Annotated in this window: 11 protein-coding genes and 1 tRNA gene; all 12 read left to right on the top strand. The window is 44.3% G+C overall.

Annotated elements, in window-relative coordinates:
- Window positions 1-12 precede the first annotated feature (12 nt).
- The 12 genes from Q7A_RS14055 (at window position 13) to fusA (ending at window position 15100) form a co-directional block, all read left to right on the top strand.
- A tRNA-Trp gene (locus Q7A_RS14055) sits at window positions 13-88 on the top strand.
- Window positions 89-125: 37 nt separating this feature from the next.
- On the top strand, window positions 126-464 hold the full coding sequence (gene secE, locus Q7A_RS14050) for a preprotein translocase subunit SecE (RefSeq protein WP_014707505.1): 339 nt from the start codon (window positions 126-128) through the stop codon (window positions 462-464).
- Window positions 465-477: 13 nt separating this feature from the next.
- The gene (gene nusG, locus Q7A_RS14045; RefSeq protein ID WP_014707504.1) at window positions 478-1011 is read left to right on the top strand and encodes a transcription termination/antitermination protein NusG; all 534 of its coding nucleotides are present in this window, start codon (window positions 478-480) and stop codon (window positions 1009-1011) included.
- A 75-nt stretch (window positions 1012-1086) separates the two neighbouring features.
- Window positions 1087-1521 carry a 50S ribosomal protein L11 gene (gene rplK / locus Q7A_RS14040; protein WP_014707503.1) on the top strand — a complete coding sequence of 145 codons (435 nt, stop codon included), beginning with the start codon at window positions 1087-1089 and terminating at the stop codon, window positions 1519-1521.
- Window positions 1522-2214: a 50S ribosomal protein L1 gene (rplA, locus tag Q7A_RS14035; protein ID WP_014707502.1), complete on the top strand. Its 693-nt coding sequence runs from the start codon at window positions 1522-1524 to the stop codon at window positions 2212-2214.
- 211 nt (window positions 2215-2425) lie between these two features.
- The gene (gene rplJ / locus Q7A_RS14030) at window positions 2426-2953 is read left to right on the top strand and encodes a 50S ribosomal protein L10 (RefSeq protein WP_014707501.1); all 528 of its coding nucleotides are present in this window, start codon (window positions 2426-2428) and stop codon (window positions 2951-2953) included.
- 58 nt (window positions 2954-3011) lie between these two features.
- The gene (gene rplL / locus Q7A_RS14025; RefSeq protein WP_014707500.1) at window positions 3012-3386 is read left to right on the top strand and encodes a 50S ribosomal protein L7/L12; all 375 of its coding nucleotides are present in this window, start codon (window positions 3012-3014) and stop codon (window positions 3384-3386) included.
- Window positions 3387-3555: 169 nt separating this feature from the next.
- Window positions 3556-7632 (top strand): DNA-directed RNA polymerase subunit beta, encoded by a 4077-nt coding sequence (rpoB, locus tag Q7A_RS14020; RefSeq protein WP_014707499.1) that lies wholly within the window; start codon window positions 3556-3558, stop codon window positions 7630-7632.
- A 55-nt stretch (window positions 7633-7687) separates the two neighbouring features.
- Window positions 7688-11881: a DNA-directed RNA polymerase subunit beta' gene (gene rpoC, locus Q7A_RS14015; protein WP_014707498.1), complete on the top strand. Its 4194-nt coding sequence runs from the start codon at window positions 7688-7690 to the stop codon at window positions 11879-11881.
- A 153-nt stretch (window positions 11882-12034) separates the two neighbouring features.
- Window positions 12035-12409: a 30S ribosomal protein S12 gene (rpsL, locus tag Q7A_RS14010; RefSeq protein ID WP_007144668.1), complete on the top strand. Its 375-nt coding sequence runs from the start codon at window positions 12035-12037 to the stop codon at window positions 12407-12409.
- A 46-nt stretch (window positions 12410-12455) separates the two neighbouring features.
- Window positions 12456-12926: a 30S ribosomal protein S7 gene (gene rpsG, locus Q7A_RS14005; protein WP_014707497.1), complete on the top strand. Its 471-nt coding sequence runs from the start codon at window positions 12456-12458 to the stop codon at window positions 12924-12926.
- 119 nt (window positions 12927-13045) lie between these two features.
- Window positions 13046-15100 carry an elongation factor G gene (gene fusA / locus Q7A_RS14000; protein ID WP_014707496.1) on the top strand — a complete coding sequence of 685 codons (2055 nt, stop codon included), beginning with the start codon at window positions 13046-13048 and terminating at the stop codon, window positions 15098-15100.
- Window positions 15101-15105 lie beyond the last annotated feature (5 nt).

Genomic DNA, 15105 nt, shown 5'->3' with positions numbered 1-15105 from the left:
GGAGCATATGTTAGGCCAGTAGCTCAATTGGCAGAGCGACGGTCTCCAAAACCGTAGGTTGGGGGTTCGATTCCCTCCTGGCCTGCCATTTTTGTTTTCATCAAGATGGATAAATAACAAAAACAATGGCAGATAAACTCAAATTAATAGTCGCAGCCGCCTTAATGGTCGCTGCGATTGCTTTGTTTTATACCTACTCTGAGTATTCAACATTGCTGCGTGTGCTTGGCCTCCTTGCGGTGGCTGCACTTTCCTTGTTTATTGTATCTCGCGCAGCTGTGGGTGCAACGGTGTTATCATATATAGGTGATACTCAGGTAGAAGTGAGGAAAGTTGTCTGGCCAACCCGGCAGGAAACTTTACAAACGACCCTGGTAGTTATCGTAATGGTTATTGTTGTTGCCATCATGTTGTGGGGATATGACTCACTATTAGGTTGGGCCGTTCGCGCGCTGACTTTATAAAGCTGGATGTGAAATGAGTAAACGCTGGTACGTAATACAAGCCTATTCCGGCTATGAAGCACAAGTCAAACGTTCTTTAGAAGAACGTATTGCCCGTATGGGGCTGGAAGAAAAATTCGGTGACATTCTCGTTCCAACTGAAGAAGTTGTGGAAATGCGTGAAGGTCAAAAACGCCGTAGTGAACGTAAGTTCTTTCCAGGCTATGTGCTTGTTAATATGGAAATGGATGACGAAACGTGGCATGTGGTGAATGATCTGCCACGGGTCTTACGTTTCATTGGTGGCACAGGTGATCGCCCAGCCCCCATTTCTGATAAAGAAGCAGAACAAATTCTGCAACGTGTTCAGGAAGGTGTCGAAAGTCCTCGTCCGAAAGTTCTGTTTGAACCTGGCGAAGTAGTACGTGTCACTGATGGACCGTTTAATGACTTCACCGGTGTTGTCGAAGAAGTTAACTATGAGAAAAGCAGATTGCGTGTTGAGGTAGTTATTTTTGGACGTTCAACACCTGTCGAACTTGAATTCAGCCAAGTCGCTAAAGGCTAGGTTAGAAAAAGCCCAGTTTCTACTGGAACGTTATTGGGGAGCCGTAAGGCGTTAGTACCCGTATAGGAGTTAATAATGGCTAAAAAGATAACAGCCTATATCAAGTTGCAGGTTGCAGCTGGTCAGGCAAACCCAAGTCCTCCTGTTGGTCCTGCATTGGGTCAGCATGGTGTGAACATTATGGAATTCTGTAAAGCGTTTAACGCAAAGACACAAAATCTGGAACCAGGCTTGCCCACACCAGTAGTAATTACTGTGTTTAATGATAAAAGTTTTACGTTTATTACCAAAACTCCACCGGCTTCTGTCCTGCTGAAAAAAGCAGCAAACCTGAAAAGTGGTAGTGCTCGCCCAAACACAGATAAAGTCGGAACTGTAACCCGCGCTCAATTGGAAGAAATTGCCAATACTAAAATGCCAGATCTTTCTGCTGCCGATTTAGATGCCGCTGTTAGAACAATTGCCGGTACTGCGCGCAGTATGGGTTTGAATACAGAAGGGGTTGAATAAATGGCTGCTCTTGGAAAAAGAAGTCGCGCTATTCGCGAAAAACTGATTGCCGGTAAATTGTTTGAACTTGATGAAGCGTTAAGTTTTGTAAAAGAAAATGCATCAGCCAAATTTGTTGAGTCTATTGATGTTTCAATCAATCTGGGCGTTGATCCGCGTAAATCGGATCAAGTTGTACGTAGTTCAACTGTATTGCCAAATGGTACCGGTAAAACAGTACGTGTTGCTGTTTTTGCGCAAGGTGCTAATGCTGATGCAGCGAAAGAAGCCGGTGCTGATATTGTTGGTTTCGAAGATTTAGCTGAATCAATTAAAGCCGGTAACATGGATTTTGATGTTGTTATCGCTTCACCAGATGCAATGCGTATTGTTGGTACTTTAGGTCAAGTACTGGGCCCACGTGGACTGATGCCTAACCCTAAAGTCGGTACTGTTACGCCAAATGTTGCTGAAGCCGTTAAGAATGCTAAATCTGGACAGGTTCGTTACCGTACTGATAAAGCCGGCATCATCCATTGTGCAATCGGTAACGCAGGATTTGAAGTTGAAGCTTTACGTCAAAACTTGCTTGCCTTACTGGAAGATTTGAACAAATTGAAACCAAGTTCTGCTAAAGGCGTTTATATAAAACGTATCAGTGTTTCAAGCACCATGGGTGCAGGTGTTCCAGTAGATAAATCATTCCTGGCTTAGTCAGGGAAAAGAATTGGACCGCCCAGTGCTTGTCACTGGGTCGTCTAAGACCGCAGGCATGAAAATTTAATAGACGTCAGTCTGCCTGCGCAGACGGGTTCAGCTACAGAAGTTTCTGAGGTTGAATGCCGTGAAGGTGGAAGTGGCAACACTTCTTTTGTTAGCAACACACGCTACTTCATTGTGAGTAGTGAACCTAAGGAGGTCTTAGGTGGCTTTAAATCTCGAAGGTAAAAAGGCCGTCGTTGCTGAGGTCGCTGAAATTGCATCATCCGCATTTTCTGCTGTTGCAGCAGAATATCGTGGTTTGACTGTTTCAGAAATGACAGCGTTGCGACTCGCAGCGCGTGAGCAAAATGTTTATTTACGTGTAGTACGTAATACATTAGCTCGCCGTGCTGTTGAAGGTACTGATTTCGCCTGCATGCAGGAAGGAATGACTGGACCTTTGGTATTCGGATTTTCTATGGAAGATCCAGGTGCCGTTGCACGTGTCATGGCTGATTTTGCTAAAGACAACAAAAAACTCGAAGTCAAAATGGTTTCATTAGGTGGCAAGCTTTTACCTGCTTCCGATTTAGACCGTTTGGCGAAAATGCCTACCAAAGATCAAGCTATCAGCATGTTCATGGGTACGCTTAAAGCACCAATCGAAAAATTTGTTCGTACTTTGCAAGCGCCTACCAGCAAAATGGTTCGCACATTTGCGGCCGTTCGCGACGCAAAACAAGCTGCTTAATCCATTTTGGATAAGTAACTTATTATTTAATTCTGTAAGCTTGAAATAGGAAAATATCATGGCTGTATCTAAAGACGATATCTTGGAAGCGATTTCCAATATGACTGTTGTTGAGATCGTAGATCTGATCGAAGCAATGGAAGAAAAATTTGGCGTAACTGCCGCTGCTCCTGTTGCCGCCGCTGCTGCCGCTGCTCCAGCTGCCGCTGCTGCTGAAGAACAATCAGAGTTCAACGTTGTTATGACTAGCTTTGGCGAAAACAAAGTTGGCGTTATCAAAGTTGTTCGTGCATTGACCGGTCTGGGCTTGAAAGAAGCTAAAGACATGGTAGAAGGCGTTCCAGCAACTGTTAAAGAAGGCGTTGAAAAAGCAGAAGCTGAAGACGTTCTGAACCAATTGAAAGAAGCTGGTGCGACTGCTGAACTTAAGTAAGCACACCTACAATCGTGGTCAGTTTACTGCCACGAAAAAGAAAATGGCTGGTGACTTTAGTCACCGGCCTTTTTCCGTTGCAGGCCGATCGACATTCGGCCACCTACAATATATGACCCTACCTGCATTTCTGTTAAAAGAAAGCAGGTGTTTCTTCGAGGTGTAATACATGGCTTATACGTTTACCGAGAAAAAACGGATTCGTAAAGATTTTGGCAAGCGTCCAAGTGTCTTGACCGTTCCAAACTTACTGGCAACTCAGGTCAATTCCTATCAGGATTTCCTGCAAATGGTCGTCCCTGCTGATGAGCGCAATGCAATGGGTTTGCATGCGGCATTTCAATCAGTGTTTCCGATTAAGAGTCACACTGGAATGGCTGAACTGCAATATGTCAGCTATCGTCTCGGAACACCTGCTTTTGACGTTAAGGAATGTCAACTTCGTGGTGTGACCTATGCGGCACCTCTAAGAGTAAAAATGCGTCTGGTTATCTACGATAAAGACGCCCCTGCAAAACAAAAAGTCGTTAAAGACATTAAAGAGCAGGAAGTTTATATGGGTGAAATCCCATTAATGACGGAAAAAGGTAACTTCGTTATTAATGGAACAGAGCGTGTAATCGTTTCGCAATTACATCGCTCCCCAGGTGTGTTCTTTGATAGTGACAAAGGCAAAACACACTCCTCAGGCAAGATTCTTTATAACGCTCGTGTTATTCCTTACCGTGGTTCATGGCTCGACTTTGAATTTGATCCAAAAGATGCTGTTTTTGTACGTATCGACAGACGCCGTAAATTACCAGCATCTATCTTGTTACGTGCTTTGGAATATAGTAATCAGGAAATCTTGGAGATTTTCTTTGAAAACGATACTTTCACCCGAAAAGACGATGGTTTTGAATTAGCATTGGAGCCTCAGCGTTTACGTGGACAGTCCGTTCCATTTGAAATTACCAATGCTGCGGGTGAAGTTATTGTTGAGGCTGAGCGCCAGATTACTGGCCGTCATATCCGCCAGATGGAAAAGTCTGCAATGACAACCTTGGCTGTGCCAACGACGTATTTGATTGGTAAGGTCATCGCAAAGGATGTTGTTGATCCTGCTACAGGTGAATTATTAGCTAATGCTAATGATGAAATTACCAGTGACTTGCTTGATGCTTTTGAACGTTTTGGTATCAATGTAATAGATACTATTTACGCAAATGATCTGGATCATGGTCCATTTATCTCTGATACCTTGCGCCTTGATGAAACACGTAGCGCGTTAGAGGCCAAAGTTGAAATCTATCGCATGATGCGTCCTGGCGAGCCACCAACTGAAGATGCTGCACAGAATTTATTTACCAGTCTGTTTTTCAGCCAGGATCGTTATGACCTGTCTAATGTTGGCCGGATGAAGTTTAACCGCCGTTTGGGTCGTGAAGAACTTGATGGTGAGGGAATCTTATCTAAAGAAGATATCGTAGCTGTTTTGAAAGAATTGATCACTATTCGTAACGGATTTGGTGTTGTCGATGATATTGACCACCTTGGTAACCGCCGGGTACGAAGTGTTGGCGAAATGGCAGAAAACCAGTTCCGTGTCGGTTTGGTCCGTGTTGAACGTGCCGTTCGTGAACGTCTGAGCATTGCAGAATCTGAAGGTTTGATGCCACAGCAACTCATCAATGCCAAGCCGGTTGCTGCCGCGATTAAAGAATTCTTTGGTTCAAGTCAATTATCACAATTCATGGATCAAAATAACCCACTATCTGAAGTAACTCACAAAAGACGTGTGTCAGCTTTAGGGCCTGGTGGTTTGACGCGCGAGCGAGCGGGCTTTGAGGTTCGTGACGTTCATCCAACACATTATGGTCGTGTTTGCCCCATTGAAACGCCGGAAGGCCCGAACATCGGGTTGATTAACTCTTTGGCATGTTATGCAAGAACTAATCAATATGGTTTTATTGAAACACCGTACCGTAAAGTAATTGATGGTAAAGCAACTGATGAAATCGTTTATTTGTCTGCAATTGATGAAGGTGAATACCGTATTGCGCAGGCAACTATCAATCTGAATGAAGATTTTTCAATTGCTGACAACATGGTTCCATGTCGTCATAAAAATGAATTTTCCTTAATGCCTTCAGAACAAGTGCAGTTGATGGACGTTTCTCCACGTCAGGTTGTGTCGGTAGCTGCATCATTAATACCGTTCCTGGAACATGATGATGCTAACCGGGCATTGATGGGGTCGAACATGCAACGTCAGGCGGTACCAACATTACGTGCTGATAAGCCATTAGTCGGTACTGGTATGGAGCGTGTTGTTGCTCAGGATTCAGGTGTCATGGTCACTGCAAAACGTGGCGGAGAGGTGGATTCCGTTGATGCGAGTCGTATCGTTATTCGAGTAAATGATGACGAAACGGAAGATAACGAATCTGGTGTTGATATTTATAACCTGATCAAATATGCCCGTTCCAATCAAAGCACAACGATAAACCAACGTCCGATCGTCAAGCCTGGTGATATTGTTGCCAAAGGTGACGTCCTGGCAGATGGTCCTTCAACTGACAAAGGTGAGTTGGCGCTGGGACAAAATATGCTGGTTGCCTTTATGCCGTGGAATGGTTACAACTTCGAAGATTCGATTTTGTTATCAGAACGTGTTGTTGAAGAAGATCGTTTCACCACCATTCATATTCAGGAACTGAATTGTCTGGCGCGTGATACCAAGTTAGGTACTGAAGAAGTAACGGGTGATATTCCCAACGTTAGTGAAAGTGCTCTGGCTAAACTGGATGAATCAGGCATTGTATATGTTGGTGCTGAAGTTAAGCCTGGCGATTTTCTTGTCGGTAAAGTCACTCCTAAAGGTGAAACGCAATTAACACCTGAAGAAAAGCTGCTAAGAGCGATCTTTGGTGAAAAGGCTGCTGACGTTAAGGACTCTTCTTTACGAGTACCTTCAGGTACTTACGGTACAGTCGTTGATGTTCAAGTTTTCACTCGTGATGGTGTTGAAAAAGACGAACGTACTCGCCAGATTGAAAAAGCAGAACTGGAAAAAGTCTGGGCAGATTTAAAAGATCAACATCGTATTATGGTCGATGACGTTTTTGCTCGGCTGGAACGTAACCTGTCAGGAAAAGTCGCAGATAAAGCGCCTGGTCTGAAGAAAGGTGACAAAATCACCAAGGCATATCTGAAAACCCTGGAGAAATCTCAGTGGTATGACATTCAGATGGCTTCAGATGAACTGAACGCAATGCTTGAATCTACTGCCAACCAAATCAAGCAGTATCGTACTGATATGGATGAAGCTTTCCAAATCAAGAAAGATAAGCTGACCTCTGGTCATGATCTGGCGCCAGGCGTTCAACGTATGGTTAAAGTTTTTCTGGCGGTTAAACGTCGTATCCAGCCTGGTGATAAATTGGCTGGTCGTCATGGTAATAAAGGTGTTATTTCAAATATCGTCCCGGTTGAAGATATGCCTTATACCCAGGACGGTCGTCCGGTTGACATCGTTCTGAATCCGCTTGGTGTTCCATCACGTATGAATATCGGTCAGATCTTGGAAGTTCATCTTGGTTGGGCTGCAAAAGGTCTGGGCTATAAGATCGAAGAAATGCTGCAGCAACAACGAGATATTGCAGAACTGAGAGAGTTCTTGGGCAAGATCTATAACACCAGCGGTAAGAAAGAAGATTTGGATTCATTAAATGATGAAGAAATCATTGAACTAGCTGGCAATCTGCAAGCTGGTGTGCCGATGGCAACACCAGTATTTGACGGTGCTGACGAAGGCGAAATTAAGGCGATGTTAGATCTTGCTGGCTTACCTACAACAGGCCAGGCAAAACTTATAGATGGTCGTACGGGGGAAATATTCCATCGACCGGTTACTATTGGTTATATGCACATCCTGAAACTGAATCACTTGGTGGATGACAAAATGCATGCTCGTTCGACTGGCCCTTACAGCCTTGTCACGCAACAGCCGTTGGGTGGTAAAGCTCAGTTTGGTGGTCAGCGATTTGGTGAGATGGAGGTTTGGGCACTGCAAGCATATGGTGCTGCCTATACACTCCAAGAAATGCTGACAGTCAAATCGGATGATGTTAACGGCCGGACCAAGATTTATAAAAACATCGTTGATGGTGATTATCGGATGGATGCAGGTATGCCTGAATCCTTCAAAGTATTAACACGTGAGATTCGCTCACTGGGTATTGATGTCGACCTGGTTGAAGAGTAAAGAACGCAAACCGATAATCAGGACATATGTCGTTTAACGACAGCGGAGAAAAAATATGAAAGATTTGCTTAACATGTTAAAGCAACAAACCCAGCCAGAAGAATTTGATGCGATTCGTATCGGTCTGGCATCACCAAAAATGGTGCGTTCCTGGTCGTTTGGTGAAGTTAAAAAGCCGGAAACTATTAACTACCGTACCTTTAAGCCAGAACGTGAAGGTTTGTTCTGTTGCAAGATTTTTGGTCCGGTTAAAGACTACGAATGCTTGTGTGGTAAGTACAAACGCCTGAAACATCGTGGCGTAATTTGTGAAAAGTGTGGTGTTGAAGTCACTGTGGCTAAAGTACGCCGTGAACGCATGGGCCATATTGAACTTGCCAGTCCGGTTGCACATATCTGGTTTTTGAAATCTCTACCATCACGTATTTCACTGTTCTTGGATATGACCTTACGTGACATTGAACGTGTTTTATATTTTGAAGCGTTTATTGTTGTTGATCCGGGCATGACTCCTTTGGAAAGAGGCCAATTACTTTCTGATGAAATGTTCATGCAAGCAGTCGAAGAATACGGCGATGAATTTGATGCTCGTATGGGGGCCGAAGCGGTTCAGGAATTGTTAAGAAATATTGATTTGACTAAAGAGGTCGATGTCATTCGAGATCAAATCGAAGGCACCAATTCCGAAACCAAGATTAAGAAGCTGACCAAACGTTTGAAATTAATGGAAGCCTTCCTGGATTCAGGTAATAAACCGGAATGGATGGTCATGGAAGTGTTACCGGTATTGCCTCCAGATTTACGTCCTTTGGTTCCATTGGATGGTGGTCGTTTTGCGACTTCAGATCTGAATGATCTGTACCGACGCGTGATAAACCGTAACAATCGTCTGAAGCGTCTGTTGGATTTGAATGCTCCAGATATCATTGTGCGTAATGAAAAACGCATGTTGCAGGAATCAGTGGATGCATTGCTAGATAACGGTCGTCGTGGCCGTGCGATTACCGGCACCAACCGTATGCCATTAAAATCTTTGGCTGATATGATCAAAGGTAAGCAGGGCCGTTTCCGCCAAAACTTGCTCGGTAAACGTGTCGACTATTCAGGTCGTTCAGTTATCGTGGTAGGCCCATATCTGAAACTACACCAATGTGGCTTGCCGAAAAAAATGGCGTTGGAACTGTTTAAACCATTTATTTACGGCAAACTGGAACGTAGTGGTCAAGCCACTACAATTAAAGCTGCCAAAAAAATGGTAGAACGGGAAGGGCCGGAAGTTTGGGATATTCTTGAAGAAGTTATTCGCGAACATCCAGTGTTACTTAACCGTGCACCAACACTGCATCGTTTAGGTATCCAGGCTTTCGAACCATTATTGATTGAAGGTAAGGCAATCCAGTTGCATCCGTTGGTCTGTGCGGCATATAACGCCGACTTTGACGGTGACCAAATGGCTGTTCACGTACCATTGTCTTTAGAGGCACAACTGGAAGCACGTTCGTTGATGATGGCGACAAATAATATTTTGTCACCAGCCAATGGCGAACCAATCATTATCCCATCACAGGACGTTGTTTTGGGTCTGTATTACATGACCCGTTCTTTAGTGAATGAAAAGGGTGAAGGCAGTCGTTTTGCAGATATCTCCGAACTGAGACGTGCATATGATAATAAAGCGGTCTCATTACATGCAAAAGTGATGGTCCGTATTGAAGAAACTGATGTCACGCTGCCAGAACCCGAACAGAACCGTACAATTCGCATTGAAACAACTGTAGGTCGTGCAATGTTGTTTAGTATTGTGCCAAAAGGTCTGCCTTTTGCCGTTGTTGATCGCACCATGACTAAGAAAGCGATTGGTGACCTGATCAACACTTGCTACCGTCGTTTAGGTTTAAAAGATACCGTTATTTTTGCTGATCAACTGATGTATCTGGGCTTTAACCAGGCCACTATGTCAGGTGCGTCTGTTTGTGCAGATGACATGGTGATACCAGAAGCCAAAGGCAACATTCTGGCTAAAGCTGAAGCTGAAGTGGAAGAAATTGCCACGCAATATGCTTCTGGTTTGGTTACTGATGGTGAACGTTACAACAAGATCATCGATATCTGGTCTCGTACCAACGATCAAATTGCTAAAGCAATGATGGATGGTCTGGGTACCGATACCGTACTTGATGCCGAAGGTAATCAGGTTCAGCAACAATCAATGAACTCCATCTACATGATGGCTGATTCAGGTGCTCGTGGTAGTGCTGCACAGATTCGTCAGTTGGCGGGTATGCGTGGCCTGATGGCTAAGCCGGACGGCTCAATCATCGAAACACCTATTACGGCTAACTTCCGTGAAGGCCTCGATGTATTACAGTACTTCATCTCAACGCATGGTGCTCGTAAAGGTCTTGCCGATACTGCATTGAAAACAGCTAACTCGGGTTATCTGACCCGTCGTCTGGTTGACGTATCGCAGGACTTGGTTGTTATCGAAGATGATTGTGGTACCTCTAACGGTATTAGCATGACACCAATAATCGAAGGTGGTGATGTCGTTGAAGCCTTGGGTGAACGTGTTTTGGGTCGTGTTGTTTCTGAAGACGTATTAAACAGTGAAGGCGAAGTCGTACTGCAAACAGGCCATATGATTGATGAAGGCTCTGTTACAAAACTGGAACGAGAAGGTATTGACGAAGTTATGGTTCGCAGTGCTATTACCTGTGAATCACGCTACGGTGTATGTGCTTCATGTTATGGTCGTGATCTTGGTCGTGGACATAAGATTAATGTTGGTGAAGCTGTTGGGGTTATTGCTGCACAATCTATCGGTGAACCAGGTACACAGTTAACCATGCGTACCTTCCACATCGGTGGTGCCGCATCTCGTACCGCTGCAGATAATTCAGTTGTGCTGAAGTTTAAAGGTCATATCCGTTACTTCAACATCAAGGCTGTAGAAAACTCGGCCGGTAAATTTATCGCTGTTTCCCGTTCTGGTGAATTGCATCTGATTGATGAAAATGGCCGTGAGCGTGAACGTTACAAGATTCCATATGGTGCTGAAATTGCTGTAGCAGATGATGATGCAGTTGATGCAGGACAAATCGTAGCAACCTGGGATCCACATACTCATCCGGTTGTAACGGAAGTAAAAGGTCATGTTCGTTTAAGCGATCTGGTTGAAGGTGTTACCGTTGATAAGCAAGTGGATGAGGTCACTGGCCTGACCAGTTTGATTATTCGTGAGCCAAAACAGCGTAGTAGTGCAGCGAAAGATATGCGTCCTATGGTTAAGTTGGTTGATGACCATGGTAATGACGTCAATATTGTAGGAACGGATATTCCGGCTCAATACTTCCTGCCAGGTGGTGCAATTGTTCGTGTTACTGACGGAATGGAAGTTGAGATTGGTGATATCCTGGCGCGTATTCCTCAGGAAAGCAGTAAGACCCGTGATATTACCGGGGGGCTGCCACGTGTTGCTGACTTGTTCGAAGCACGTAAACCGAAAGATCCTGCATTGATGGCAGAAATCAGCGGTACCATTAGTTTTGGTAAAGAAACCAAAGGTAAACAGCGTTTGATTATTACGCCTAAAGAAGGCGATCCACACGAAGAGCTGATACCAAAATGGCGCCATGTTTCAGTGTTTGAAGGTGAACACATTGAAAAAGGTGAAATGATAGTTGATGGTCCAGAAGATCCGCATGATATCTTGCGACTGAAAGGAATTCTGGCATTGGCAAACTACATGGTCAGTGAAGTACAGGAAGTTTACCGTTTACAGGGCGTTAAGATTAACGATAAGCACATTGAGGTTATTGTTAGACAGATGTTGCGTAAAGTTGAAATTGATGCTGCCGGTGACAGCAAATTCCTCAAAGGCGAGCAGGTTGAATTTGATCGAGTACTTGATGCTAATGATGAATTAGCTGGACAGGATAAACTGGGTGTTCTGTTTACACCAATGCTGTTGGGCATTACCAAAGCATCATTGGCTACAGACTCCTTCATTTCAGCAGCTTCGTTCCAGGAAACAACACGTGTACTGACTGATGCCGCAGTAACCGGTAAGAGTGATAGTTTACGTGGGTTGAAAGAAAATGTAATTGTGGGTCGATTGATACCTGCCGGTACCGGTCTGGCGTATCATAAAGAGCGTCAACGTCGCCGTCACGGTGGATCGGTTCCAAAAACTGAACCTGTAACGGAAGTGATTGAAAATAGTGAGGAAGAAATCAACGAAGCTTCTTAAAAGAAGCCTTGACGCAATGCATTAGTGCATTGTAAAATTCCTCTTCTTTGTCGGGCATCCTTAATTTGGATGCCCGCTTTTTACTGGAATGGTAATGCGAGAAGATTTAGTATCGCAGGCTACCATCAATAGATATTTGTTAAGGTTGTATTAATGGCAACAATTAATCAGTTGGTTCGTAAACCGAGATTGAAGCAAAAGAAAAAGAATAATGTTCCGGCTTTGCAGGCTTGTCCTCAACGTCGTGGTGTTTGCACTCGTGTTTACACAACAACACCTAAGAAACCAAACTCAGCGATGCGTAAAGTCGCTCGTGTGCGTTTAACTAATGGTTTTGAGGTGACTTCATACATTGGTGGTGAAGGTCACAATCTGCAAGAGCATAGCGTTGTATTAATTCGTGGTGGTCGTGTAAAAGATTTGCCTGGTGTGCGTTATCACACTGTGCGTGGTGCTTTGGATACCTCTGGTGTTTCTGCACGTCGTCAAGGCCGCTCTAAATATGGTGCAAAACGTCCTAAAGGTTAAAACCCCGGGAAGCACTGAGCGTAAATTAAAGTTTTAGGATATAGAAATGCCAAGAAGAAGGGTTGTTGCTAAGCGAGAAGTTCTGCCAGATCCAAAATATGCAAATATTGGGTTGGCAAAGTTTATTAACGTCATCATGAAAGATGGTAAAAAATCGGTTGCTGAAAAAATCACTTACGGCGCACTGGCTTCAGTGTCCGAAAATAAAGGTGGTAATGGTTTAGAGATTTTCCAGAAAGCAATTGAAAATATCAGTCCTATGGTCGAGGTTAAGTCACGTCGCGTTGGTGGTGCAACTTACCAAGTACCTGTCGAAGTTCGTGCTGAGCGTCGTGTTGCTTTAGCAATGCGTTGGCTGGTAGAAGCCGCACGTAAACGTGGCGAAAAATCAATGGGTATGCGCCTTGCTGGTGAATTGTCTGATGCCTATGAAGGCAAAGGTACTGCCGTCAAGAAGAAAGAAGATACTCATCGTATGGCAGAAGCTAACAAAGCTTTCTCACATTTCAGATTTTAAGTAATACCCCTTGCCTGACCAGATTCAGGCAAGATTTCGTTCTTTAACATTGTTGATCGTAAAGAGTAGCTATAGTGGCACGTAGTACACCTATTAATAGATACCGGAATATAGGCATCATGGCGCATATCGACGCGGGTAAAACCACAACGACAGAGCGCGTGCTGTTTTACACGGGTATTTCACATAAAATTGGTGAGGTTCACGACGGTGCTGCTACTATGGACTGGATGGAACAGGAGCAAGAGCGGGGTATTACTATTACCTCTGCTGCTACTACCTGCTTCTGGGCCGGTATGGATCAACAATTTCCCCAACATCGAATAAATATTATTGATACACCAGGTCACGTTGACTTCACTATCGAAGTCGAACGTTCGCTGCGTGTGCTTGATGGTGCCGTTGCAGTTTTCTGTGCAGTGGGTGGCGTAGAGCCTCAGTCAGAAACTGTCTGGCGTCAAGCAAATAAATATCATGTCCCTCGTCTGGCTTTTGTTAATAAGATGGATCGTCAGGGAGCGGACTTTCTTCGTGTCGTTGACCAAATTAAGAAACGTTTAGGCTCGCGACCTGTTGTTATGCAATTACCTATTGGTGCAGAAGAACGCTTTGAAGGTGTTGTCGACTTGGTGCGTATGCAGGCAATTTATTGGAATCAGGACGACATGGGTGTGACCTATGACGCTCGCGAAATTCCAAGCGATATGCTTTCCGAGTGCGAGACATATCGTGAACAGCTGGTTGAAGCCGCTGCTGATGCAAACGAAGAATTAATGAATCAGTATCTTGATACCGGCGTGCTTACTAACGAACAGATTAAGCAAGGTATTCGATCCCTGGCCCTAGCAAACGAAATCGTTCCGGCTTTTTGTGGATCTGCCTTCAAAAACAAAGGCGTTCAAGCTGTATTGGATGCGGTTGTTGAATATTTACCTTCACCTACCGAAGTACCAGCCATTAAAGGACTGGTCGATGTTGAAAGAGAAGAATACGCAACAAGACAGGCGGATGACAAAGAACCCTTTGCTGCTTTAGCATTTAAAATTGCTACTGATACGTTTGTTGGTACTTTAACTTTTTTCCGTGTTTACTCCGGTGTTTTGAAATCAGGCGATGCCGTTTTTAATCCTGTTAAGGGAAAAAAAGAACGTATTGGTCGTTTGGTTCAAATGCATGCCAACAGTCGAGAAGAGATTACCGAAGTCTATGCCGGTGATATAGCTGCAGCGATCGGACTGAAAGATACAACAACTGGTGAAACGCTTTGCCATCCTGATCATATTATTACACTTGAGCGAATGGAATTTCCTGAGCCCGTTATCTCGGTGGCAATCGAACCTAGAACACAGGCTGATCAGGAAAAAATGTCTATCGCATTAGGTAAGTTGGCCAAAGAAGACCCATCTTTCCGTGTTCGTACGGATGAAGAATCCGCACAAACAATTATTGCCGGAATGGGCGAGCTGCATCTCGACATTATTATCGATCGTATGAAACGCGAATTTGGTGTTGATGCGAATGTCGGCGCGCCTCAAGTTGCTTATAGAGAAACTATCCGTAAAACAGTAGAAGCTGAAGGCAAATTCGTGCGCCAAAGTGGTGGCCGTGGCCAATATGGTCATGTCTGGTTACGTTTGGAACCAATGCCTTCAGGCAGTGGATATGCCTTTGAAAATGCCACGATCGGCGGGACAGTTCCAAAAGAATACATTTCATCTGTAGATAAGGGTATACAAGAGCAGATGAAAAATGGTGTAATAGCCGGCTACCCTGTGGAAGATGTCAAAGTAACTTTGTTTGACGGTTCTTACCATGATGTCGATTCAAATGAGATGGCTTTTAAAGTTGCTGGCTCGATGGCCTTTAGAAACGGTGCATTTGATGCGTCGCCTGCATTACTTGAACCGATAATGAATATTGAAGTGGTTACTCCCGAAGATTATATGGGAGATGTGATGGGTGATTTAAATCGCCGTCGCGGCTTGGTCAACGGTATGGATGATGCGCCAAGCGGAAAAATAATTAAGGCAGAAGTGCCATTAGCAGAAATGTTCGGTTACGCAACAGATTTACGCTCAGCAACACAGGGACGCGCAACGTATTCGATGGTGTTTGCGAAGTACAGTGAAATTCCTGGAAATGTGGCTGAAGCAATCATTAACAAAACGAAATAAAACAT

Source organism: Methylophaga nitratireducenticrescens, from assembly GCF_000260985.4.
GTDB lineage: Bacteria > Pseudomonadota > Gammaproteobacteria > Nitrosococcales > Methylophagaceae > Methylophaga > Methylophaga nitratireducenticrescens.
This window is presented reverse-complemented; position numbering and strand designations above follow the sequence as displayed.